Annotated in this window: 21 protein-coding genes; 7 read left to right on the top strand and 14 right to left on the bottom strand. The window is 43.8% G+C overall.

What is annotated here, in order from left to right; all coding sequences use genetic code 11:
- Window positions 1-126: 126 nt before the first annotated feature.
- The 6 genes from J2T19_RS13135 to J2T19_RS13110 all read right to left on the bottom strand — a co-directional run bounded on the left by J2T19_RS13135 (window position 127) and on the right by J2T19_RS13110 (window position 4860).
- A complete protein-coding gene (locus tag J2T19_RS13135) occupies window positions 127-1173 on the bottom strand; it encodes a pectate lyase family protein (protein ID WP_307216337.1) in 1047 nt (348 codons plus the stop codon).
- Window positions 1174-1379: 206 nt separating this feature from the next.
- Complete coding sequence (locus J2T19_RS13130; protein WP_307216335.1) at window positions 1380-2543, bottom strand: DUF4179 domain-containing protein; 1164 nt, start codon at window positions 2541-2543, stop codon at window positions 1380-1382.
- Complete coding sequence (locus J2T19_RS13125; RefSeq protein ID WP_307216333.1) at window positions 2533-3081, bottom strand: RNA polymerase sigma factor; 549 nt, start codon at window positions 3079-3081, stop codon at window positions 2533-2535. Before J2T19_RS13125 ends, J2T19_RS13130 begins: the two co-directional genes overlap by 11 nt.
- 187 nt (window positions 3082-3268) lie before the next feature.
- Entirely contained in the window at window positions 3269-3670 is a 402-nt protein-coding gene (locus tag J2T19_RS13120) for a hypothetical protein (RefSeq protein WP_307216331.1), read from the bottom strand.
- 69 nt (window positions 3671-3739) lie between these two features.
- The gene (locus J2T19_RS13115; RefSeq protein ID WP_307216329.1) at window positions 3740-4378 is read right to left on the bottom strand and encodes an SMI1/KNR4 family protein; all 639 of its coding nucleotides are present in this window, start codon (window positions 4376-4378) and stop codon (window positions 3740-3742) included.
- 20 nt (window positions 4379-4398) lie between these two features.
- On the bottom strand, window positions 4399-4860 hold the full coding sequence (locus J2T19_RS13110) for a DUF6386 family protein (RefSeq protein WP_307216327.1): 462 nt from the start codon (window positions 4858-4860) through the stop codon (window positions 4399-4401).
- Between the two features lie 300 nt (window positions 4861-5160).
- On the opposite strand from J2T19_RS13110, the gene J2T19_RS13105 reads away from it, so the two are divergent.
- A complete protein-coding gene (locus J2T19_RS13105; RefSeq protein ID WP_307216325.1) occupies window positions 5161-5538 on the top strand; it encodes a PilZ domain-containing protein in 378 nt (125 codons plus the stop codon).
- Window positions 5539-5610: 72 nt separating this feature from the next.
- On the opposite strand, the gene J2T19_RS13100 is transcribed toward J2T19_RS13105, so the two are convergent.
- The gene (locus J2T19_RS13100) at window positions 5611-6954 is read right to left on the bottom strand and encodes a uracil/xanthine transporter (RefSeq protein ID WP_307216323.1); all 1344 of its coding nucleotides are present in this window, start codon (window positions 6952-6954) and stop codon (window positions 5611-5613) included.
- A 175-nt stretch (window positions 6955-7129) separates the two neighbouring features.
- On the opposite strand from J2T19_RS13100, the gene J2T19_RS13095 reads away from it, so the two are divergent.
- Entirely contained in the window at window positions 7130-8053 is a 924-nt protein-coding gene (locus tag J2T19_RS13095; protein WP_307216321.1) for a LysR family transcriptional regulator, read from the top strand.
- Between the two features lie 209 nt (window positions 8054-8262).
- Here J2T19_RS13095 and J2T19_RS13090 read toward each other — a convergent pair whose 3' ends face one another.
- The 6 genes from J2T19_RS13090 to J2T19_RS13065 all read right to left on the bottom strand — a co-directional run bounded on the left by J2T19_RS13090 (window position 8263) and on the right by J2T19_RS13065 (window position 15153).
- Window positions 8263-10176 (bottom strand): beta-glucoside-specific PTS transporter subunit IIABC, encoded by a 1914-nt coding sequence (locus tag J2T19_RS13090; protein ID WP_307216319.1) that lies wholly within the window; start codon window positions 10174-10176, stop codon window positions 8263-8265.
- Window positions 10177-10304: 128 nt separating this feature from the next.
- Window positions 10305-11156, bottom strand: coding sequence for a BglG family transcription antiterminator LicT (gene licT, locus J2T19_RS13085; RefSeq protein WP_056701613.1), 852 nt, complete (start codon window positions 11154-11156; stop codon window positions 10305-10307).
- Between the two features lie 23 nt (window positions 11157-11179).
- Complete coding sequence (locus tag J2T19_RS13080) at window positions 11180-11353, bottom strand: hypothetical protein (RefSeq protein WP_307216316.1); 174 nt, start codon at window positions 11351-11353, stop codon at window positions 11180-11182.
- Window positions 11354-11436: 83 nt separating this feature from the next.
- Window positions 11437-12870, bottom strand: coding sequence for a glycoside hydrolase family 1 protein (locus J2T19_RS13075; RefSeq protein WP_370874870.1), 1434 nt, complete (start codon window positions 12868-12870; stop codon window positions 11437-11439).
- Window positions 12871-13050: 180 nt separating this feature from the next.
- Window positions 13051-14508 carry a glycoside hydrolase family 1 protein gene (locus J2T19_RS13070; RefSeq protein WP_307216314.1) on the bottom strand — a complete coding sequence of 486 codons (1458 nt, stop codon included), beginning with the start codon at window positions 14506-14508 and terminating at the stop codon, window positions 13051-13053.
- A 351-nt stretch (window positions 14509-14859) separates the two neighbouring features.
- Window positions 14860-15153: an antitoxin Xre/MbcA/ParS toxin-binding domain-containing protein gene (locus J2T19_RS13065; protein WP_307216312.1), complete on the bottom strand. Its 294-nt coding sequence runs from the start codon at window positions 15151-15153 to the stop codon at window positions 14860-14862.
- Between the two features lie 136 nt (window positions 15154-15289).
- Between J2T19_RS13065 and J2T19_RS13060 the strand changes: the two genes are divergently transcribed.
- The 3 genes from J2T19_RS13060 (at window position 15290) to J2T19_RS13050 (ending at window position 18108) form a co-directional block, all read left to right on the top strand.
- Window positions 15290-16354 carry a suppressor of fused domain protein gene (locus J2T19_RS13060; RefSeq protein WP_307216310.1) on the top strand — a complete coding sequence of 355 codons (1065 nt, stop codon included), beginning with the start codon at window positions 15290-15292 and terminating at the stop codon, window positions 16352-16354.
- Between the two features lie 51 nt (window positions 16355-16405).
- On the top strand, window positions 16406-17167 hold the full coding sequence (locus J2T19_RS13055) for a LuxR C-terminal-related transcriptional regulator (RefSeq protein WP_307216308.1): 762 nt from the start codon (window positions 16406-16408) through the stop codon (window positions 17165-17167).
- 152 nt (window positions 17168-17319) lie between these two features.
- Window positions 17320-18108 (top strand): hypothetical protein, encoded by a 789-nt coding sequence (locus tag J2T19_RS13050; protein WP_307216306.1) that lies wholly within the window; start codon window positions 17320-17322, stop codon window positions 18106-18108.
- A gap of 111 nt (window positions 18109-18219) precedes the next feature.
- On the opposite strand, the gene J2T19_RS13045 is transcribed toward J2T19_RS13050, so the two are convergent.
- Window positions 18220-19962, bottom strand: a complete 1743-nt coding sequence (locus tag J2T19_RS13045; RefSeq protein WP_307216527.1) for an ABC transporter ATP-binding protein — start codon at window positions 19960-19962, stop codon at window positions 18220-18222.
- 145 nt (window positions 19963-20107) lie between these two features.
- Here J2T19_RS13045 and J2T19_RS13040 point away from each other — a divergent pair, with 145 nt between their 5' ends.
- Both J2T19_RS13040 and J2T19_RS13035 read left to right on the top strand, forming a co-directional pair.
- Window positions 20108-21550 carry an ABC transporter permease gene (locus tag J2T19_RS13040; protein WP_307216304.1) on the top strand — a complete coding sequence of 481 codons (1443 nt, stop codon included), beginning with the start codon at window positions 20108-20110 and terminating at the stop codon, window positions 21548-21550.
- Window positions 21551-21615: 65 nt separating this feature from the next.
- Window positions 21616-23130, top strand: coding sequence for an ABC transporter permease (locus tag J2T19_RS13035; RefSeq protein WP_307216302.1), 1515 nt, complete (start codon window positions 21616-21618; stop codon window positions 23128-23130).
- The last annotated feature ends 6 nt before the right edge of the window (window positions 23131-23136 follow it).

Raw genomic sequence — 23136 nt, 5'->3', positions numbered from 1 at the left:
ATATATTAACCTAAATTAAATATTAATTTTACATTCGTTAAACTTGCGTATCGGATCGTGTGTGCACCTATTATAGAACACTAATAGACCCCCATTACCCATGGGGGTCTATCACCTAAATAATTGTTATTTACCGAATACGAGCGTAGTGTTCGATGATCCTGCATATTTGGTTACAAACTCTCTAGCATAGCTAGCAGATTGGACTTCATAGCTGTAGTTCGTGCTAGGTCTCCAGTTCGTTTTTGGAGAACTTTTAGCGCTCAATGCAGGTGTACTACCTGTATCTGTGAACTCGCCCTTACCTTTGTCATCCAGAATGCCGCCTTTTTCAGCACCAGCACCAAAATAATTATTTTCGGAGTAAATACGGGCTTTTTCACCTATTGTAATCGATTGATTGAAATTGTTCGCATAGTTGTTTTTCAGATGGAAATATCCATAGCGAAACAGCCCCGGACCACGTACATATACATTTTCAAAGTAATTGTTAGACATTGTGATGTGAGGAACTCCATTATAGCTGCTGTTTCCATCATTAGGGTGACCTAGGATAACGCCATACTTATGATTGGAAAATTTAGAATTACTGATGGTGATAAAATCGGCACGGTCGCCAACGTAGAGCAGTTTATCAAGATCGTTACCGTTGGAACTATAGCTGTGTCCAGCAAAAGTCACATGATCAATCCAATAGTTGTTACCTGAAGTAATGTACAGTTGAATATCATCATTTGCATTAATATTAGCAGAGTGTTCAAATCTTAAATTTTGGAAAATCACATTGCTTGAACTAGCTGTAGATCTAAAGTTGATGTTGGTGAGCTTGTGATTGTTGTAAGAACCAACAATGGTTTTGTTGGCACCAAAGTTGACTTTTTGCAGACTGGATGAAGAGATATTTTTCTCAATGACCAAAATTTTAGGCGTAGTATCCGCAGCATGAGTTCTCAGATCGTTCAGATTGTTAATGTAGATGACCTGACCATTCTTACCACCTGTTATAGCAGACTTGGAAACACCTGACACACTCTTGGCATTACCAGCAAAACCCGTCAACCCAGTCGTTCCCGTATTGGGGAAATTAGCTGCACCGTATGTAGTAGGAGGAGCTGCTGAAACGGTTAGCAACAACAAAGTGACCGCAAGTAAAAGAGCTGAAAACTTCTTCAAAATTCCACATCCTTTGTAATTTTTTTCTTGTTACAATCCGATTATATAATGTAACCTGCCGTGTGACAATACAAAATATGCAAAAAAAATAATTTTTATTCATTTCGCAACAACGCACTGGGTCTGCACATATAAGAAAACGAAACCCTTTCCTCCGAAGAAAAAAGGAGCTTCGCCCTGGTTTACTCGCTCTTGAATTTTTGTATCTATTTAAGTTTAATCTCTAACCTTTCCACTTCATGCACTTTGTTTCGCTGAGTATAAAGCCTGAAGGTTAGTGATCTTGGATCATCTAACAAATTACTACCTAGAATATAGATTATGCCATCTTCCGAGACACGGTCTGATCCTAAAGATACCAGCGTTTCTAAAGTGTTTCCAGATAAGTAATTAGACAGAGAACCCAGTAGTGTGTGACCTTCCTTTGTGACAGATATTACATCGACTCCATTAATCAGATCCATCATGGACTGTTTCTCTTCATCATCCATGTTCTCCCCGTTTTCAATATCGATTTTAATTCTAGTTGAAAGAGGAGACATCTCTACCTCAGATAACATAAACGAATGACCTTCTAATACAAGTGAACTATTAGGCTTAAACAATTCAGTCTTAGGATTAGCAAACTTTGAATCCAACTTCAAAGAAATACTCACTGGCTCCGAAAGCTGCATAAGCTTATCACTTTTAATTGTCCCTGAATGCTGTTCATTATTGCTAGAAGTGGATGTGATTTGATATGTGATCGTTACCTTCTCAGGCACAGGTGTATCAGCATCTAACATAACGTAACTTCGACCATATATCGTATTATCATTGGGCGGTGCATTAAGATCCCCCATTAACCCAAGAGATTGATTCGTCTCCGCATTCGTAACCTTTACATGGTTAACAGAATGAATCTCCTGCGTTTCATCCGTCTTGGCGGTGTATAAAACAATGAGTCTATTCCTGTCTGCCATAACTGCATTAATGGTGAATTCATATGCGCCTGATACGACAGTCCGATCAACCATCTGCACATAGCCATGATTAATAGCAGACAACATCGTGCTCCGATCAGTATCCCTTTGAAATAAAGTACGAAAAGGCTCAAGCTTCTCCCAATACGTTGCTTGCTCTCCTGCTGTTAGTTGCTTCGATGTTTGATCATAGAGTTCTGACATCAGCCAAGCTCCACCGATGACCACCACAAGAAGCACCGAAATCCACTTCATCGCTAGGCTTCGATCATGTCTCCTCGCCCTACGCGCCCTTGCGAGTCCACGCTGGATCGCATGTGTAGTCTCGGACTTATTCATCTGCCTCATATCCCGCTGTAACCGGGCAGCATCCGCGATTAGTACCTTTTCCTCTGAACTAGTATTCATGCCAATCCCCCCGGTTTTTCATCAATTTACGAAGCTGTTCCAGCCCTTTGTGCTGCCATGTCTTAACCGTACCTTCGGGTTTCCCAAGAATTGCTGCAATTTCAGCTAACGTCATATCGTTATAATATTTTAGCAGCAACACATGGCGATACTTCGGTTTAATGGATTCCAGAACAGTACGGATCGCGAGCTGATCTGCCTGGATTCCGTCTACGGTAGCACCGTTAAACGTATCATCCAATTCTTCATTAGGGATCACTGTGGTGCGCTTACGTCGTCTCTGTTCATCAATGCAAATGTAGATCAGAATGCGGATAATCCAGGATTTGAATGCATTCTCATTTTTGAGAGAGCTGCGTTTTATCCAAGCCCGGCATGTCATCTCCTGAATGGCTTCCAGCGCATCATGACGGTTCCGCAGATAACTGTAGGCAATGGAGAATAATGTATCCTGATGCTCCATGATGGATTGAACAAACGCCGTTTCATCATTCGTCTGAATGAAAAGCATCTTTTTCATCTCAGCATTGGTTCCCAACCTCTTAACCCCTCCTCTTCTCTCTTTCTATATGTAATGACGGATGAACCGCTCAAACGGTTTTTTTATAGCAAAAAAAGCCTCTCTCCTTAGATGGGATCAGTCCCATGGGAGAAGCCTCTTTCATAATCAGTACGCTGCAATGCAGAAGCATTATCTGATTACGAGATACAAAAAAACATCTATCTTATAGGTTGCCGCTCACTTCGATACCATCTGCTTGATGTACATGTTTCCTGACCCAAGTCATGAACTTCTCAATAAATGACCCCAATTCGAGCTCTTCGAACGGATATTTTTCTAGATCCTCCAAAATCACGAGCCATGCTTCTTTCATCAGGGGATTATCCCAGCAAGGGTCAAACTTATCCATGCTCTCTCCGGTAAATGCATCAATTAAGGGAAAATGCTTCTCCACGAACGGCTGAATATATTCAAAATCCTCTGCATAGATAAACAACATGTCATCCTTAGAGACTTCCAGCTGTTCCTTCACGTAGAAGGGTGATAACGTATATCCGATATTTCTACGAGGGCCTTGATAACGGTAGATCAAGACGGGGATTTCCTGCTTCGGTGTACCTGTCATTTCCTATCCCCTCCATATAAGTCAGACTGTGCTGGCATAACCTATCTTCAAGGTTACGGCTCAACGAGGCTAGTTCGATGATTCTTTTACTTGTTCCTCACATTCTAACAATGACTGATCCAGCCACAATTCATACCAGTCCAGAAAAGAAAGTCGTTCCTTATTCCCCATATAATGATCCGGATAGATTCCACCGCTGTTGGCACGATCATCTGCCCAGATCTCTCCATAGGAAGAACCCTTGACGACTAGATTCATGGAAACTCCACAACCAAAATCACTGATACGCAGCATCCCGGCAGACCACTTCGGATCATAGTATTCATGTTCAAGCTGGCTCCACTCTTCTTCTGTTCGGCTATCATCATACCAGTCATAATCCCAATTCCATGCTTCCGTTAATGTGCAAGGATCGGATATCGCATTTAACTCATCACCATAATCCAGCACCGCATATACCCCATCCTCGGGCTTCTCCAGCCCATAATAAGGACCTGCCCCACCTGCACCTATCATTAGCAAAAAAGCCTGATAATCTTTCGGCAGTTGCACCTTCCATTTCTGTTCAAATTGCTTCATCTGTTCGGTAGTCCATACCGGCTCAAGCACATACTCATGACTCTCCGCTCCGAACAAGCTTAGCTCTACATCCGCATTTCGCAATGCATCCAGCTTGTCCTGTATACGTGCTAGCTGTTGTTCATACATCCAAAGTTCCTCCTCTTCATTCAGATGCGTATCAAATCCTCCAAATGGTTACTTCCCTTCACGCTAGGTTCCATCGTCACATGGATACGGTTGTTCTCCCTCCATATGATGCATGCATAACTACCTGGTTCAAGCTCTAGCAGCACACCTTCACACGCCTCATCAGGCTCAAGTTCGTCCGCTGTGACATCCTCTGCCGCGCCCATAAAGATCTTGCCTGTAGGAACATTAAGATAGTATATCTGCCCTTCGCCTGTTCGTTCACCTTCTGACAAGGAGGCGTTCAGGCTCCAATCCACATTATATGCTCCATCTGCACCCAGATTAATGAAAAGGCAATGTCCAGCATTAACCTCGGCCAGTTCATCCTCAGGAATCGACCACCAGTCTACCGTGTCCTGCAAACGATGTTTCAACGTACCCAAATCATATATACACATCGTTGCCGTGTCTGTAATAAAGCTAAATGATGCCTGTCTCATGTCCAGCCCCTCTCTCTATAACACATCTGTATTTTGTGTTCTATGTAGTCGTCCAACCCTTTTGCATACAGCCAATTTCTTGTACTATGTTCAGCATTATATCAAGCTCTCTTTAACTGTTAAAGGAACTTGAGAACGATCTTTAGTTTGCTTCTTCTACCGGGACTCAATAGGTTAAGAGTAGATTCTTTTATTTTAATGAGACCACTCCCCTTCTGACTTCCTTCACTTCTCTTCATTTCTGCTGTTCTTTTGACGATATAACGATAACTGACTTTTTTGAAATATATGGAGGAGTACATGTCAATCAACCAGAGAAAAACACCTTTTCGCTATTTTTTAAAGCAACCTATAACATCGGAAGTGTACATTATAAGCATTAACGGGTCACCTGCGCCAGACAAACCCATTCAAGCCGAGCTATGCGATATCAGTCGTTCTGGCTGTCAGCTCTCCTTCCCGCTCCGATTAAACGTAGATTCCAATGAGATCCGAATTGGGCTTGATACAACATTAACGGAAGAACCTTTATATATGGAGGGTTTACTGCGTTGGGGTGCGGAAAAAGGAAACCATTGGCACTATGGCGTGGAGTTTGAGGTTGCCGAAGACCAGCAGGAGCGTCTATTTAGAGAAATGCGCAAGCTTGCAGGACAAAATAGAATTATCGTCAAATAGGTACAATTGACACAAAAAACAGCCCTATACCATCGATAGGACTGTTGCTGAAAAAGAGTTATATTCCTAACTTTAAGCCGCTTTACTCGTCTTGGCTGAGTTATCCAAGTTAGACCATTTCACTGTAGATTCCAATACAAGGGATATCACCACACCGATGACAAGACCATTGCTGATCATAGGAATGAGATAGATGGGCAGACCCTGAAATGCTTCTGCTGGTATGTTCATAATAGCAACACCCGTAAGAATGGGAAGAGCAATACGATAAATCGTTTTGGAATTGAAGACCGTGCCTTCAAGCGTTCGTATTGCCGTACCAAACATTTGCAAATAAGCTACAAATAGCACAGCACTGCCCACACTCGGTGGCATTTGAGCAAAGAAACTCGTCAACATAGGCATCAGCCCCAACATACATAACAACCCAGCTCCCATTATAAAAGCTGACCGACGCAAAATACGGGTGCTCTCCAGAAACCCGATGGAAGAAGCAAATGCACCGAAGGGAATCACACCCACACATGCAGCGATAACCGTAAACAGTCCAGTCCATCCATAGGAACGCTTATACTGCTGAGCCGTCGTTTGAACCCCGTACATTTTCTCCACAGCCCCCAAGGTTGTAATGGAATTCGTCATATTCACCAGCCCAACAAAAAAAGCGGTAATGACGATTCCAGGCTCCCACTTCGGCGTACCCCATGGAAAAAAGGTGAAGAACTCACCCACTGCCTGAGTCTCGGTGCTCTGGTGTCCAGGAATGAGTATGCGATAAGCAACCCAACCCGCAATAATACCGATCAAGATCGCATAATTGGCAAGCTTGCCTCTCCCCTTTAACTGAATCCACGCAACAAGAACCGCAATGAGTATAGATAATGCCGCAACTGGTAGATTAAATGTGCCAAACTCTGTATATCCAATCATGCCCTTGAAGAAATTCATGGTCAATTGAATCGTTAATAGAAATAACATCGCACTCTTCACCATTGGCGTGAACAGCTTCTGAAGCACATGAGCAGCACCCATCCAACCTAGGATCGCCATCGTTAATCCAGCTAGTATAAAGCCTGCTGTCAGTCCACCGCCAACCTGTTCGAGGCTCATTCCTGCGGATGAAGCGGAGACCGTTAAGCTAAGTGTCAACCCCCACCACAGCCCTGAGGGTCCATCCATTACTGCATAGCGATGTCCACATATCGCTTGTAAGATACAAACTGCTCCTGTCAGCAAAAAGGAGTGCTGCATCGATGTAGCAATAGCTTCTGGTGTAAGTTGAAAATTATGCCCGATGGATAACGGCACAACAACGGTATTTGTAAATAAGAAGAAAAACCATTGGATGCCTGCAAGAACGGAAGAGGAGAATTGTTTTACATTTGGAGTTCGTAGATGCTCTTGTTGTTTGGTCATACGTGTTGATTTCCTTTCGTGAAACGATAATATTCCATGGCTTATGTTAGCCCAGCCTCACTAGGTAAATGTCTAAACCTTATGTATAGTACCATGGAGATGTAGTATATTAAAAATACATGTTTTATTGGCTTTCTATATGATCTACATATACTTGTTAGTAAGGAGCATCCTTTTGGATATTAAACAATGTCGTTATTTTATAGCCATTGCCGAAGAGAAGCAGATTACCGCAGCAGCACGAAGACTGCACATGGCACAACCACCCCTAAGTCAGCAACTTAAGCTGATGGAGGAAGAACTAGGTGTTGCTTTATTTGAGCGCCAAGGACGGACAATGGAACTGACACAAGCTGGTCGAAGCTTCTATGAATATGCCATTACGATAACCAAATACATGGAAGAAGCCGTCATGGAAATACAGGACTTTCGCCAAGGTGTCCGCGGTAAACTCAACCTAGGCATGAATACGATCTCGGACAGTCTGCTGCCCCGGGTACTTCAACAATTTCGAATGACACACCCAAAGGTTACGTATAAAATTCAGCAAAATGAATCTGCGCAACTGTGTCAGTTGCTGGATGATGGCAAAATAGAGCTGGCCTGTGTACGGATGCCCGTACGAACAGAGCATTACGAAGTGCTGCATCTCCCCCAGGAGCCTCTCTACTATATCTCGGCTACACCTCTTGAAACCGGAATGAACGGTGAGACTTATTTGAAGCAGCTCGCTCACATTCCACTCTTGTTACCCAGCACAGAAGGACTTGGGATGTTCGAACTCATTCTCGATCGATTTCGTGAACATCACGTAAGTCCATCCATTATGGGGGAATGCTCGGATGTAGCGATGCTGATGGAGCTTGTACGTCTAGGCTTTGCAAGTTCAATCGTGCCCCGCACCGTCCTTCAACTGCATCATGAACACGCCTTACATATCTATCGTATTATTGACCAATCCTCAACCGTTGGATCAGCGCTTGTATGGTTGCATCACCGCCACCTCTCCAAGCCGGCTCAGCACTTTGTACAAATGGTTGAAGATATGCTGCCGTCCGTCACCGAGAAGTCACCAAGCACCTTGCAAGCGGATAGCTAAGCAGATTTAGGGAGCTACAAGGTCTAAGCATAAAAAATCAATCTCCCCAGCTCTGATCGGCTCTGACCACCCTCGATATCCAGTAGAAGCCATTGATTTTGGAAGCAGTAGGTGCTGAATAGACACTCCAAATAAATGAGCTACAAAAAAGCAGCAGCCTTACGAATTCCCTCGTAAGGCTGCTGCTTTTATTCTTATTTAACCCATGCTTACGCTTTAGCCGTATAGATCAATTCTTTCTCTGTGATCGTTGTACGTCCAGCAGATTCAATGGATTCATACTGATGCATGTTTGTAATAATGACAGGTGTAATTGTCGTGTAACCGGCTTTTTCGATCTCTTCCCGGTCGAACTCCATCAATACATCCCCTACGGACACCTTCGCTCCAGCTTGAACTTTAGGAGAGAAGAATTGACCTTTCAGCTTCACGGTATCGATCCCGATATGAATCAGCATTTCTGCACCTGTATCACTTACAAGACCGATCGCATGTCCACTCTTCGACAAGGAGAACACCGTTCCGTTAATTGGAGATACGGCACGTCCTTCTGTCGGCTGAATAGCGAACCCTTTACCCATGATTTCTTCGGAGAACGCAGGATCTGGTACTTCGCTAAGTGGTTTAACTTCCCCAGTCATTGGGCTGAAAATTTGCTCATCCTGTGCTTTTGCTTCTTCTTTTACAACAGGCGCTGAAGTTGTTGTTGCTGGTGTAGCAGGTTCAGCAGCCGGTGTTGCAGCCGCTTGTGGAGCGTTATCTTCTTGGAAGCCCAAGATGTACGTAATGATTGCCGCTGCTACGATGGCAATCAAACCGCCAACCAGTGCATAAATCAATGTGCTAATCGCCGGGCTGATAAATGCTGCGATACTCGGCAGACCTGCAAGTCCTGTAATAACATACGATTTAACATTGAAGATCCCCATAAAAGCACCAGCGATAGCACCACCGCTGAGCGCTGCGATAAACGGTTTCTTGAATTTCATGTTAATACCGTACATCGCGGGTTCTGTAATCCCCATTACAGCAGTCAATCCTGTGGAATACGCAAGTGATTTCGTTTGTGCATTTTTGGATCTAAGACCTACACCGAATGCCGCGCCACCTTGTGCCAAGTTAGCTGCGAACATCAATGGAATAATAAAGTCGTAACCTAGTGTTGTCATTGAACCAACAACGATTGGCAACAAGGCATAGTGCATACCTGTAATGATTAACAGGGACATTGTACCACCGATCAAAATACTTGCGAAGATAGACATATTGTCGAACAACCAAGAGATACCGCCAGACAAACCATTACCAAGAACCGTACCCAATGGTCCAACCGTCATCAATGTCAGAGGAACCATAATCAACAGGGTAACTGTTGGAACAACGAGTAGCTTAAGTGATGCATGTACAACACGATCAACCGCTTTTTCTACATATGAAGCAATCCAAACGGCAAGAACAATCGGAATAACTGTAGATGAATACGTTGCCGCGATGACTGTTATTCCCATAAACGATGAGTTGTGACCATCGGCCAGCAGTTCCGTAATACTCGGGTGCATAATCCCTGCAGCAAGTGCCGCTGCTATATACATATTACTACCCAGCTTACGTGCAGCACTTATTGCCAGAATGATTGGCAGGAAGTAGAAGGCACCATCACCGATGGCGGACAAGATGATATACGTTGAGCTCTCCTCAGATAACCAACCAAGTGCGACAAGGATCGCCACGATCCCTTTGATCATACCTGCACCCGTAATCGCAGGTAGGATTGGTGTAAACATACCTGAGATGAAGTCGAACAACGCGCTTATTGGATTTCTCTTTTTCTTCTCGCCAGTTGAAGCTGAAGCGCCAGAAGATCCAGCGTTTGCACCTTTGGACATGTTCCCTACCAGTGCGTTATACACGACAGGTACATCGTTACCGATAATAACCTGAAACTGTCCACCGTTCTCCATAACACCCATAACCCCTGGTGTATTTTTCAGTGTCGCTTTGTCTGCTTTTTTGTTGTCGTTCAAGTTAAATCTAAGTCTTGTCATACAGTGTGTGACTTGATCAATATTCTCTTCGCCACCGACCAACTTCAAAATGTCCTTGGACAATTGTTGTTTATCCATTGTGAATTTGCTCCTTTGATGTGTAATGAAGGTTTAAAAAAAACCTAAACACTGAATAATGACAAAGCGGTAAGCTTATCATTATTCAACGTTTAGGTTTTGCCTTTTTTGCAGTAACAATCCCAAAATTATTCGATTGTTTGTTCATTCCTAACCACACGTTCAATATGAATGGTCAGATACAGTATTTCTTCTTTGGATAGTACCCGATTGTAGATCTTACGCGTATAATCACTAATCCTTACCGCACAGGCATGTGCTTCTGGATATTGCTTGCTTACGAGATCATGAAGCGGATTATCTTCTTCCTTATCCTCAATGGCCGTTCCTTGTAACACACGTTGTGCAAAGAACTTCAAATGAGTCAAAAAACGATAATAGCTTAACGAATCTTCATCAAGCTCAATGACAAAGCTACGTCTTACAATGTTGAGTATATCTTTGACAATATTCGTGATACTGATGGTTTCTCGCATCTCACCGTTCATCTGGGCATTGACCAGATGCATAGCGATAAATGCGCATTCATCTTCGGGCAGAAGTACACCCAACGTTTCTTCAATAATCTGTAGTGCCTTGAGACCGATTGCATATTCCTTACGGTACATGCGCTTGATCTCCCAAAATAGAGCATTGCGGATCTGTAATCCTTGACGATGCCGATCAATGGCAAAATGAATATGATCCGTCAGTGAGATATAAATACTCTCATGCAGTTTCTCACCTAACACCGTCTCTGCATAACGAATAATTTCGTCAGAACATTCAACATATTCAACAGGGATGTCCGACAGGAGCGTCTTGAGCTTCTGTGATACTTCCTTGCTCTCCAATGAGAATATCTTCTCGATCAGACTTTCATCTATCGTTTCACCGGTATGCTTCTTGAAGGCAATTCCCCGCCCCATGACGACCAGTTCGTTTCCGCCCGGATCAATCACAGTAACTACGTTGTTATTAAGCACCTTCTCAATTTTCATTTTCTCCACATCACCTTGCACCGTCAAAAGTAGTAAAAGGCAAAACCAAAGCAGGTCACGAGAACATGTCCTGCCTCCGGTTTTGCCTGATTGAACAGTAACAATCCGTATTCATTAGCCTTAGGTCCCATCTTACCACAGAATTGTGCATCTGACAATGTTTTTGTGAAAGCGGTTAATGTCGTATAATCTAACATAAGCAAGACACTCCCAGCTCATATTCAACAAAATTCGACGCTACGTACCGCGAAGATGGGCTAAGGCTTTAGAACCAGGACGATTATTCGTTCGTTCCTTTAAGACTTGCACCATTCGTACCAATTACTTCTTTGTACCAGTGGAAAGATTTCTTCTTGTAGCGCTCTAATGTACCTGAACCATCATTATTACGGTCAACATAAATGAAGCCATAACGTTTCTTCATCTCAGCAGTCGATGCACTTACCAGGTCAATACATCCCCAAGACGTGTAACCCATAACTTCTACACCATCTTCAATCGCTTCGCCTACTTGTACCAAGTGATCATTCAAGTATTGAATGCGATATTCATCATTCACTGTTTTATTGCCATTCTCGTCCGTAATCAACTCGTCCACGGCGCCTAGACCATTTTCAACGATGAACAACGGTTTTTGGTAACGGTCATAATATTTGTTCAAGGTTACGCGCAAACCCTGTGGATCAATCTGCCAACCCCACTCACTTGCTTTGAGATAAGGGTTCATTACACCTGCAAACAGGTTTCCTTTACCTTCTTTGCGTTTCTCTGGATCTCCTGTCTCACAGATACTTACATAGTAACTAAATGAGATGAAGTCAACGGTATGTTTGAGAATCTCAGCATCGCCATCTTCAAACTTAATGTTGATATTGTTCGCCTTAAAGTAACGATTAATGTATTTCGGATAATATCCGCGTGCATGAATGTCTGCGAACAGGTCATTGCGCTGCTCTGCATGCATAGCTGCAACAACATCATCTGGGTTAGGTGTTAGTGGGTAAGTTGGCATGCTGAGCACCATACAACCAATTTTGGCTTCTGGCATAATCTCATGTCCTATCTTAACCGCTAGCGCACTCGCCACAAGCTCATGATGGATGGCTTGGTACAAGTCTTGCTTCGACAATTCCGATTTTGGTGTGAAAATCCCACCACTCATGAATGGCTCTTCGAGAATGGAGTTAATCTCATTAAACGTCAGCCAGTATTTCACTTTTCCTTTGAAGCGATTGAACAACACGGTTACGTAACGCTCATAGAAATCAACCATTTTGCGGTTAACCCATCCGTCGTACGTTTTGGACAAGTGAAGTGGCGTCTCATAATGAGAAATCGTTACCAGTGGCTCAATGCCGTATTTATGGCACTCATCGAACAGATCATCATAGAATTGCAGCCCTTTTTCGTTCGGCTCCAGCTCGTCACCATTCGGGAAAATACGAGACCATGCAATAGATGTACGGAATACTTTGAAGCCCATCTCTGCAAACAATTTCACATCTTCTTTATAGCGGTTATAAAAATCGATCCCGATCAACTTCAGGTTATCTTCAGTTGGCCCCTCAGTTCTTGGTGTTGTAATCCCGTGTGGCATTACATCCTGTACAGACAGGCCTTTGCCGTCCGTATTGTATGCTCCTTCAAGCTGGTTGGCCGCTACTGCGCCGCCCCATAGAAAGTCTTTTGGAAATGGTGTAGTCAATTCAATCATTCCTTCCTCTTGTTGTTGTAAAAAACAAACATAAAAAAGCGGAACAAAAACCAACAAGGGCTTTATGGAGCATGTAGCTCCATGAGTATGCCCCTTTATTGTTAGGTTTTGCCCGCTTCTTATGCGGTAACAATCCGAATTCATCTGATGTTATTCGGTTATATCCTAGGGATCAAGGTATTACAGTTGCTCACCATTCGTTGCAATTACATTTTTGTACCAGTCAAAGGAATCTTTCTTCGAACGTTCCAACGTTCCGTTACCTTCATCATCCAGATCAACATAGATGAAGCCATAACGCTTGGACATTTCAGAAGTTGACATACTTACAAGGTCAATTGGACCCCAAGCTGTGAAACCAATCAACTCTACGCCGTCTTTGATCGCTTCTTTCATTTGCTCGATATGCTTCTTCAGGTAATCTACACGATACGTATCGTGAATGGAACCATCTTCCTCAACTTTATCGTATGCACCCAGACCATTTTCAACGATGAACAATGGTTTTTGGTAACGATCCCAGAAGTTGTTCAATGTTACGCGCAGACCGATCGGATCGATCTCCCAGCCCCAGTCGGAAGCTTCCAGATAAGGGTTTTTCACGCCACCAGTCAAGTTGCCTGCTGTTTCTTCCAAACCAGCGGAAGCTGATTTTGTTACAGACATGTAGTAGCTGAAGGAGATGAAATCAACGGTGTTGTTCAACAAGATTTCGTCATCGCCAGCTTCTTTTTGGATCACGATGTTGTTTTCTTCAAAGTAACGAGCCATGTAGTTCGGGTATTTACCACGAGCATGCATGTCTGTGAAGAACAGGTTAAGCTGGTTCTCATGCTGAGCCAGTTGAACATCTACTGGATTACAAGTCGCTGGGTATGTCTCCATACGTGCAAGCATACAGCCCACTTGGGAACCTGGGATAATCTCATGAGCAAGCTTCGTTACCAATGCACTTGCAACAAATTGGTGATGCAGCGCTTGATATGTGGTTTGCAGCTTGTTATCTACTTTATCAATGAGAATTCCGCCGCCAGTGTAAGGACTGAACACCATTACGTTAATTTCATTGAAAGTAAGCCAGTATTTTACTTTGTTTTTATAGCGATTAAATACGGTCTCTGCGTATCTAACATAATGTTGGATTACTTCACGGCCAGCCCAGCCGTTATATTTTTGCGTCAAACCGAGCGGAGTCTCATAGTGAGACAACGTTACGAGTGGCTCAATGCCATGTTTCAACAATTCGTCGAAGACTTCATCGTAGAATTTCAAACCTGCTTCATTTGGCTCTTGATCATAACCGTTCGGGAAAATACGTGCCCAGTGGATGGACAAACGGAATACTTTGAAGCCCATTTCCGCAAACAGTGCGATATCTTCTCTGAAACGATGGTAGAAATCAATACCAAAACGTTTAGGGAAACGTTCTTCGATTTTGCCAGCCAGAATCTCTTCAATGCGGGAAGAGGAAATTTCCATTGCATGGCCGCCTGTACGCTTCTCTTTCGGAACATGTGCGATCATATCCGCAGTGGAGAGACCTTTGCCATCCTTATCAAATGCACCCTCCAATTGGTTCGCCGCTGTAGCGCCGCCCCATAGGAAGTTTTCAGGGAATCCTTTTTTAGCTGTGGTCATGAATAACAACCTCATTTCAATTTGTATTTTTATTGACAAGTCAGAAAGATAGAATATCCAAAAGAGAGCAAAGTCAACACCATATTCACGACATTATTGTTCAATCGCAACAAAATATACACGTATATTTTGACGTAAAACAAGAAAAACCTAAACTCAAGGTAAAATAGCATCCCGAAAAAAAGGAGCTTTCATTTCACCATCAGTTTAGGTTTTGCCTGTCTACGCAGTTACAATCCATCAAAAGATGTCGTTAACATATTCTGTTGTGTTCTCTTGTAATGTAAGCGTAACATACTCATTTCACAAAATCAACTTCACTGTACATCAGTTTAGATCAATCATATAACCTTAGCGTGGCATACGCAAAATGGCTGCTCTAAGCGCATTGGTTCCCTCTTCTGTTGCCAAATAACTTACAGGACTTTGGTCCCCCAACGCAGGAATTTTCTTCTCTAGCCATTTAAATGCATACTCCCCCATTTCACACAACAATACCTGGCTCACATCTGGCGGAATGTTCTGTACTTCTGCGCGTACTTTCCACGCTGGATCCACCTCTGAATATAAATCGTCAAACAGTTGAACGAATGAAACCCAATGATCCGAATCAAATTCTGAAGAATACATCTCTTTCACACTCACGTAAAAATCACTCCCCAGTAAGACTAGTCCCATCTCACACAAATTCATCCTAAAGCCGCTTTGAAACTGTTCCTGCAACCGTTAGACTTAATTTTAAATGTTTTTCGGGGGAAAGAATAGTCAAGGAGGATTCATCATGTCTCAAGAAGAAAACATTTCCGGCTGGGATGCCATTGATGCTGCGGCTCGCGCACTCTATGGTAATCAAGAGCCTAAACATTACGGGACTGCAATCCCTTATATGTTGGGTGGATCTGATCCACTTAACGGAATAAGCGCATATCGTGCAGAGCAACCAACACCGCATTGGCACTTCGTTACATATGGCTTCTCAGAGCTCTATGATAAAGAAACAGATGATCCTGCACATAGTGGTTATGGATTCGAATTGACCTTCCGGCTACTTCGGAATGCGGAAGAAGAAGAACCGCCCGCTTGGGCACTGAATCTTTTGCAAAATATCGGAAGATATGTCTTCAACAGCGGTAATATTTTTCACGCAGGCGATTATATGGATGCTAACGGCCCAATCTGCCTCGGGTCTGACACACTGCTGACCGCACTTGCTTTTATCGAAGACCCTGATCTTGAAGAGATAACTACGCCGAACGGTACCGTTAAATTCATTCAGATGGTCGGCGTGACATGTAGAGAGCTGGAGACGATACAGACATGGAATACCCGTGGATTCTTAGCTGCCTGTGCTAGCTTTATGCCAAAGTATGTCACCGATCTCATGCGTAACTCCTATGTGGATATTCCTATCGTGGAAGAGGCTGTAGCAAGAGGTATCGAGCAAGAAGGTTCTAGTACTGCCTTCCTGTTCAACAAACAACTTGAATGGACGTCCGTTCATCGAAAAACACTTCAAGATGCTGAACCCGCTGTACTTCAAGTTGGAGCCAAGCAGGCTCGACTCATCGGCAGAATATTACGTAGTCGCACAGCTAAAGGAGACTCCCTCTCCTTAATCGGTCCTAACGTGAACATCACGTTTAAGGCTGGAGACGAGCCATCTTTCCAGGAGAACGAAAACAACGTTACCTTAACTGTAAATGACGCAGCCGTCGTTGAGCTTATGGAGAAGCTTAAACCGAAAGTCCAAACGTTTGAGTTAAACACCCTTCCTGGCATCACCTTCCGCATCGTACGTACGGAAATTACCGACCCAGATGGGAACATCATTGATACGATCGGCTAATCACAAAAAGATATAAATTTACGACAAGTTGCATCGCAAGGAGGAAACCATATGAGTGCGACGACAACTGCTTTAAGCAAGCATTGGCCTAAAACTCAAATGCCTGTACCCAAGGCAGCGCAGATCAACTATTTATCCAAACCCCAGCTCGACCGGGTTCTAAAAATCAATCATTTTCTAATCGGTGCCTTCCAGCACAGCATCTCCAATATCAAGGAAAATTTATCAGGAACGTATCTATTCCTCCTTACGGATTCAGATGGTGTTCTGATCGCTATGGATCACAGTTGTGATCTAACCGATGAGGTGCAGCAATCTCCTATTCGTCTGGGAATGATCTTCACGGCTAAGAGCTGTGGTGTCAATGCTATATCCGAAACGATGGATCAACATAAACCGATATTTTTACCACCAGAGCTGCATGAAAACCCACTTTTTCAAACCTGGCACTGCTATGCTACACCCCTGTCTGTGGGTCTGAAGCATTCCGGTTATTTAGATGTGTCTACAATTAACGCTGATCTGCAGAGTGAACTTATTGCTATAGCCAAGCTCATTCCTGCATTTATGCAAAATAGCTATCAGAGTCTACAAGCCTCTCAGGCTACTGGACAGACTTCGGTGGAATTCACCGATCGCCAGTTAACGATCCTGGAGATGATCTCGAATGGACTTACTGTTAAGGCGATTGCACTGAAATTAAAAATTAAGGAATGCACCGTTAATCATCACAAGAAAGTGATTTTCAACAAATTAGGTGTGCAATCGAGCACTGAAGCTGTTTCAATGGCTAGCCGATTGTCTTATTTATAACAGGTACCCCTATAGATTCCTATAGGGTGGAAAAAGAGAACAGGTGTGCTAACATTATAGAGTACATATGTACACTTGAAATGCGTGTTCAAAAGCGGACTTTTGAACAGCCTCTTTATTCAAGTTAAGAGAACACACATCAGGAGGGTATTATGTCTATTTCTAAAAAAGCTTCACTATTTGCCATGTTAATCATGATTTTGCTCGTTGCAGCCGCTTGCGGTGACAAAGCCGACACGGCTACGAGCACAGATGACACAACCAAAACAGAAACAGCAACTGCGGGCACAGATACAGATAGCTCCGCTAAAGAGGATTCCGAGAATACGGAAAACACAGAAACTGCTGCTGAAACAGCTACAGAAGATAACACCCAAAATGTTGAGCTTGGCACAACTGAAAAAGGGAGCTACAACAACGATTACTTTGGTGTATCCCTGAAATTCCCGGAAGAATGGGAGTTCCAAGATGCTGCGGGTATGAATCAGTTGACTAGCGCTTCTTCCGAAGCTATTGCTGGTGACGATGCTACGAAGAAAAAACAACTCGAGTTGTCCCAAGAAAAAACACTCAACCTGTTAATGGCATCTGAACTGCCACTAGGAGGTCAACAACTCGGTCCTTCCGCTATGGCAATCGCTGAGAAAGTAAGCTTGCTGCAAGGCATTCGTACAGGTAAAGACTATCTCGAAGCAACAAAAGAGTTCATGCAAGCGAGTCAGTTCCCATATGATTACAAAGACATCACCACTGAAACGATCGGTGGCAAAGAGATGGATCTGATGCAAATCACCATGGATGCTGGCGATGGTACAACGATTACACAAGACTACTACAGTGCGATTATCGAAGGTTATGCTTTTAACTTCATCTTTACGTACCTGGATGACGAGAGCAAAGCATCGATTGATACGATCAAAAAATCTGTGCAATTCAAGTAACCTTCTTGCCATTATAGGCATGAATCATATGATTAGAACCCCGACTAGAATCTCGATGATTCATGGTCGGGGTTCTTTATTGTTACAACGCTTCATCATCACAGCTTATGTCTAACTAGATATGGCTACCCAATGCCCATCAGACACTTCAACCCAACTGGAATGTTCTAATTGATAACGATCCACACCAGCATCTCGGTGCTCCTCACTTACCATTCGTTTCTTCTTCGACTCAATCGCAGGGTCTGGAACAGGAATAGCCGATAACAATGCCTTCGTATAGGCGTGCTGAGGGTTACTGTATAACTCTTCACTCTCAGCTAACTCAACAATTTTGCCATTATACATAACGGCTACACGGTCACTGATATGTTTGACCATCGATAGATCATGAGCAATGAAGAGATAAGTCAGACCAAGACGCTGCTGCAACTCTTCTAGTAATTGCACAATCTGCGCCTGAATGGAGACATCCAATGCAGATAACGGCTCATCACATACAATAAACTCCGGTTCCACTGCTAGTGCTCTTGCGATCCCTATCCGCTGCCGTTGTCCTCCTGAGAATTCATGCGGATAACGCTGAGCATGTGACGGATCAAGCCCAACCAGTTCTAATAATTCCTCCACCCGCTTCTCACGTTCCGACGTATTCTTAACCAGTCCGTGAATATCGAGCGCTTCGCCAATAATGTCCATGATTCTCATTTTCGGATTCAGTGAAGCATACGGATCTTGGAAGATAATCTGCATATGCCTTCTCATCGTCTTCATTTCCGAAGCAGATAGGCGGTTCAGCGGAACCCCTTTAAACAACACTTCACCGCCCGTAGGCTCATGCAATCTTAGAATTGCACGTCCCGTCGTGGACTTACCACTGCCTGATTCCCCCACGACTCCCAGCGTCTCACCTTGGCGAATATGAAAGCTAATATCATTCACGGCCTTCAAGGTGTTGCCCTTCCCCAGATTGAAATGCTGGCGAAGAGACTTCACTTCCAGCAAAGGTTGATGGTCCTCCAAGTCACGAGGAACAAGAGAGACCGGCTTAGGCTTCTTCTTCTCATCCAGTCGTGGCAATGCGTTAAGTAATCTGGAAGTGTACGGGTGTTTTGGACTTGCAAAGATCTCGGCCGTTGTGCCCGTTTCTACGATCTCCCCACTCTTCATGACTACAACCCGATCACACATGCCTGCAACAACCCCAAGATCATGGGTTATCAAAATGATTGAGGTACCTAATTGCTGCTGCATATTTTTCATCAAATCCAGAATCTGTGCCTGAATGGTTACATCAAGCGCAGTCGTGGGTTCATCCGCAATCAATAGCTCAGGTCGGCAGGCAAGTGCAATAGCAATCATGACACGCTGACGCATACCGCCGGAAAACTCATGTGGATACTGATTGTACCGTACCTCGCCCTGTGAAATACCCACTTGTTCAAGCATCGCTATCGCTTGTTTCTTCGCTTCTCGTCTGGTTACCTTCTGATGTTTAATCAAACTCTCCGAAATTTGTTTACCAATCTTAATGGTCGGATTAAGTGAACTCATTGGATCTTGAAAGATCATTCCGATATCACGACCTCGAATGCTCTCCATTTCCTTCTGCGTTTTGTTCACAAGATCCGTTCCCTTGAACCAGATTTCCCCTTGTTTCAAGCGTGAAGGTGGAGATGCCAGCAATCTCATAATGGAGCGAGCAGTCACACTTTTGCCACTACCAGACTCCCCAACAATGCCAAGTGTTTCACCTGGACGCACCTCGAAACTGACGCTTTTTACCGCCTCAAACTCATTCTCCCCAGAATGAAAAGAAACTGATAGATCATTGACCTTTAACAAAGGTTGCATCACAACACCTGCTTCCTTCCATATTTTCATAACCTTACGTATGTATACTCTTTATTCCTTGACAATCCGTAGACCCTAAAATAATATATACTATATCCATCGGAATAATGCAATTTTAACTTGGATGAAAGGAGGTTCACCTGGGTTGAACTTAGCAGAAGGCAGCAGAATGTCACGGCTTGCACACACCTTGGGCTTTATCTACGACAAAATGTTGCTCCACCCCTCCTATCGATATGTTCTATTCATTCTCGGCTTGCCCGTTAATTTAATCGTGTTATGGGTCTGGAGATCCAGAAGACAACAGGATGGCTGGAAGGGCGCTAGGCAAGAAGCAGAACAAGAAATGCTGACGCATGCCTATCGAGATCAACTTCGCGGAGAAATAGAAGAACAACTTCGACGGAAGCATCGCTTCTTCAAGCAGCATGTCAGTGAGAGCGAATTCCAACGTGAAACGCAAGAATGGCTAGAAGAGACGCTTCGCAAAGAGGTGAACGAGCGTACAGCATTCAAACTTCGGGAAAAAGGACAACACCGAACAACAATGGCGGATACCTTCCGCTCACTGATTAACCATCCGTTGTTTTTCGTGTTATCACTTATTCCAGGCTGTCTGATGTACGGCATTTTATTGTTGTATGGCAATCCCTATCTCAAGTACATATTTGAAAGACTACTCATGACGATATTCGTCATAATGGGCGTAGCCACACTTGTATTCACCATTTTATACCTGTCGCCATTTAATCCGGCAGCTAACATTCTGGGAGAGACAGCAACGCCCGAACAGATTGCAGCTTTTAATCACGTATATGGACTAGATCAGCCATATCTCGTGCAGCTCTGGAACAATATCAAAGGCATTGCCTTATTTGATCTTGGGAAGTCGTTTGCGGGGAATGAAGATGTCACAGCCACCATTGCTCGGAAGTTTCCGATTACGCTAACTTTGGCTGTTATCTCATTATTGATTGCCATTGTGATCGCACTGCCGATCGGTATTATCTCAGCAATCAAACCGAATTCATTATTTGATTATACGTTCATGTTTATCGCATTGATCGGATTATCGATTCCAAACTTCTGGCAAGGACTTATTTTCATTCTGAATTTCTCCATCAAAATGCAATGGCTACCCGCTACCTTTAATCCGCAGAACTGGTTATCCATGATTATGCCAACTATCGTTCTAGGAACCGGACTCACGGCGGCTGTTGCACGGATGACCCGTTCTTCTACCCTCGAAGTCATTCATGAAGATTATGTCATGACTGCTCGGGCTAAAGGACTTAGTGAGCGACATGTACTGCTAAAACATGCCGTTCGTAACGCATTGATTCCAATCGTGACGGTTGTTGGTCTGCAATTTGGCGGAATGCTCGGCGGAGCCGCGGTAACAGAGAAAGTGTTTAACATCAGCGGTCTAGGCAGCTACATTGTGGATAAGCAATTTATACCCGATATTCCGAGTATTATGGGCGGAGTAGTATACACTGCGATTACAATTTCGATTATCAATGTGATCGTCGATCTGATGTACGCCTTTATTGATCCGAGGGTTCGTTCCAAAATGAAACAATATTAAAGTACATGTTCAAACATCTGGTCTTCCTTATCTTTCTTACAACCGCTTAAAGCAGGTGCAATTAAATGACAAAATCAGGTTCTATTACACAAGAGATGCGTTTTCGATTGAAGTCTTCTTCAGAATATAGTCAGGCTAACTTCGCCTGGATCACTTCGCTACTCCTGACATTGCTCTTCATGTTCAATAGCTATGATTACGGGGAGAACGTGTTCAGACCATTTATCCTAACTGCATTTCTGGCTTACCTGTTCTTCACACTCGTTCAGAGCGTCGTGACCTATACATTACGCAAAGACTTGATGCGCGATGGCTCGATCTCCGTCTGGACTCGCAGAATGGGATGGATTCAACTTCTGGCCATCATCACAGGTAATATTTTTATTGTTACGGCTGCTTTTCATCTGATTCGAAGAGGTAAGAGCGTTGAGTATACCTTCGCTGTCTATACCGTGCTGACTCAGCTCTTCGTGATTGGCGTATCGGGCTTGAATATATTTAAACCCTACGTCGCGGATACCTTTCTTCCAGCAATGGCGGTACTCCTTCTGATCATGGTCATTGATCTGATCGTGCTGTTCATCGTATCCCAGTATGCGCCAGCACAGATGCTTCCTCGCTGGATGCTGATCGTCAGTGTAGTGCTTATTCTGACTTCAATTACAGGCAACCTGTTTGCTCTGTTGCTGGGTGTTACCCTTCTTGGAAGGATACGCCGCCAAGGAAAGCAAAAATCTAACTTCTGGAACGATCTATGGGAACGACTTGCTCCAAATGTAACTACGATGTCAGGCTTGTTCTTCATCGTTTTCCTATTCTCGATCTCGATCTGTAGCTTCTACACGTTCGATTATAGTGTAGCTGTGGAGAACAATTACTCCGCCCTATTACAGCCTCCTTCTCTCGATTACCCGCTTGGGACGGATGATTTTGGACGCGACCTGTTCTCCCGAATTGTATTCGGTGCTCGAATTTCTCTCATTGTAGGTTGTATGTCCACCATCATTCCCGTATTGATTGGTGGAGTGCTCGGAGCATTCTCAGGCTTCTATGGCAAACATACGGACAATATCATCATGCGACTGCTTGATGTACTGTACGCTATACCAGGTATCCTGCTTGCCATTGCAATCATTGCAGCATTTGGAGCGAATACCGTCAACCTGATCCTGGCGCTAAGCCTTGGCTCTATCCCGACTTACGCTCGAACAATGAGAGCAAGTGTGCTTTATGTATCTACCTTTGAATTTGTAGAGGCAGCACGTGCACTCGGGTATAACAACCGTTCCATCATTTTCAAACACATCATTCCGAACTCGCTAGCTCCTATGATCATCAAGTCTACACTTACGATTGGTGGAGCCGTCATCGCCACGAGTAGCTTGAGTTATCTCGGGCTCGGCGTTGAGCCGCATATTCCGGAATGGGGCAACATTCTAAAACTAGGCAGTACGTATCTGGAGACACATTCGTATCTGGCCATCTATCCTGGTCTTGCCATTATTCTACTTGTTCTTTCGTTTAACTTTCTCGGTGATGGACTGCGCGATGCGCTTGATCCTAAGCTTGAAAAAGCATAACTTCAT

The sequence above is a fragment of the Paenibacillus tundrae genome (assembly GCF_030812775.1).
GTDB classification, from domain to species: Bacteria; Bacillota; Bacilli; order Paenibacillales; family Paenibacillaceae; genus Paenibacillus; species Paenibacillus tundrae_A.
This window is presented reverse-complemented; position numbering and strand designations above follow the sequence as displayed.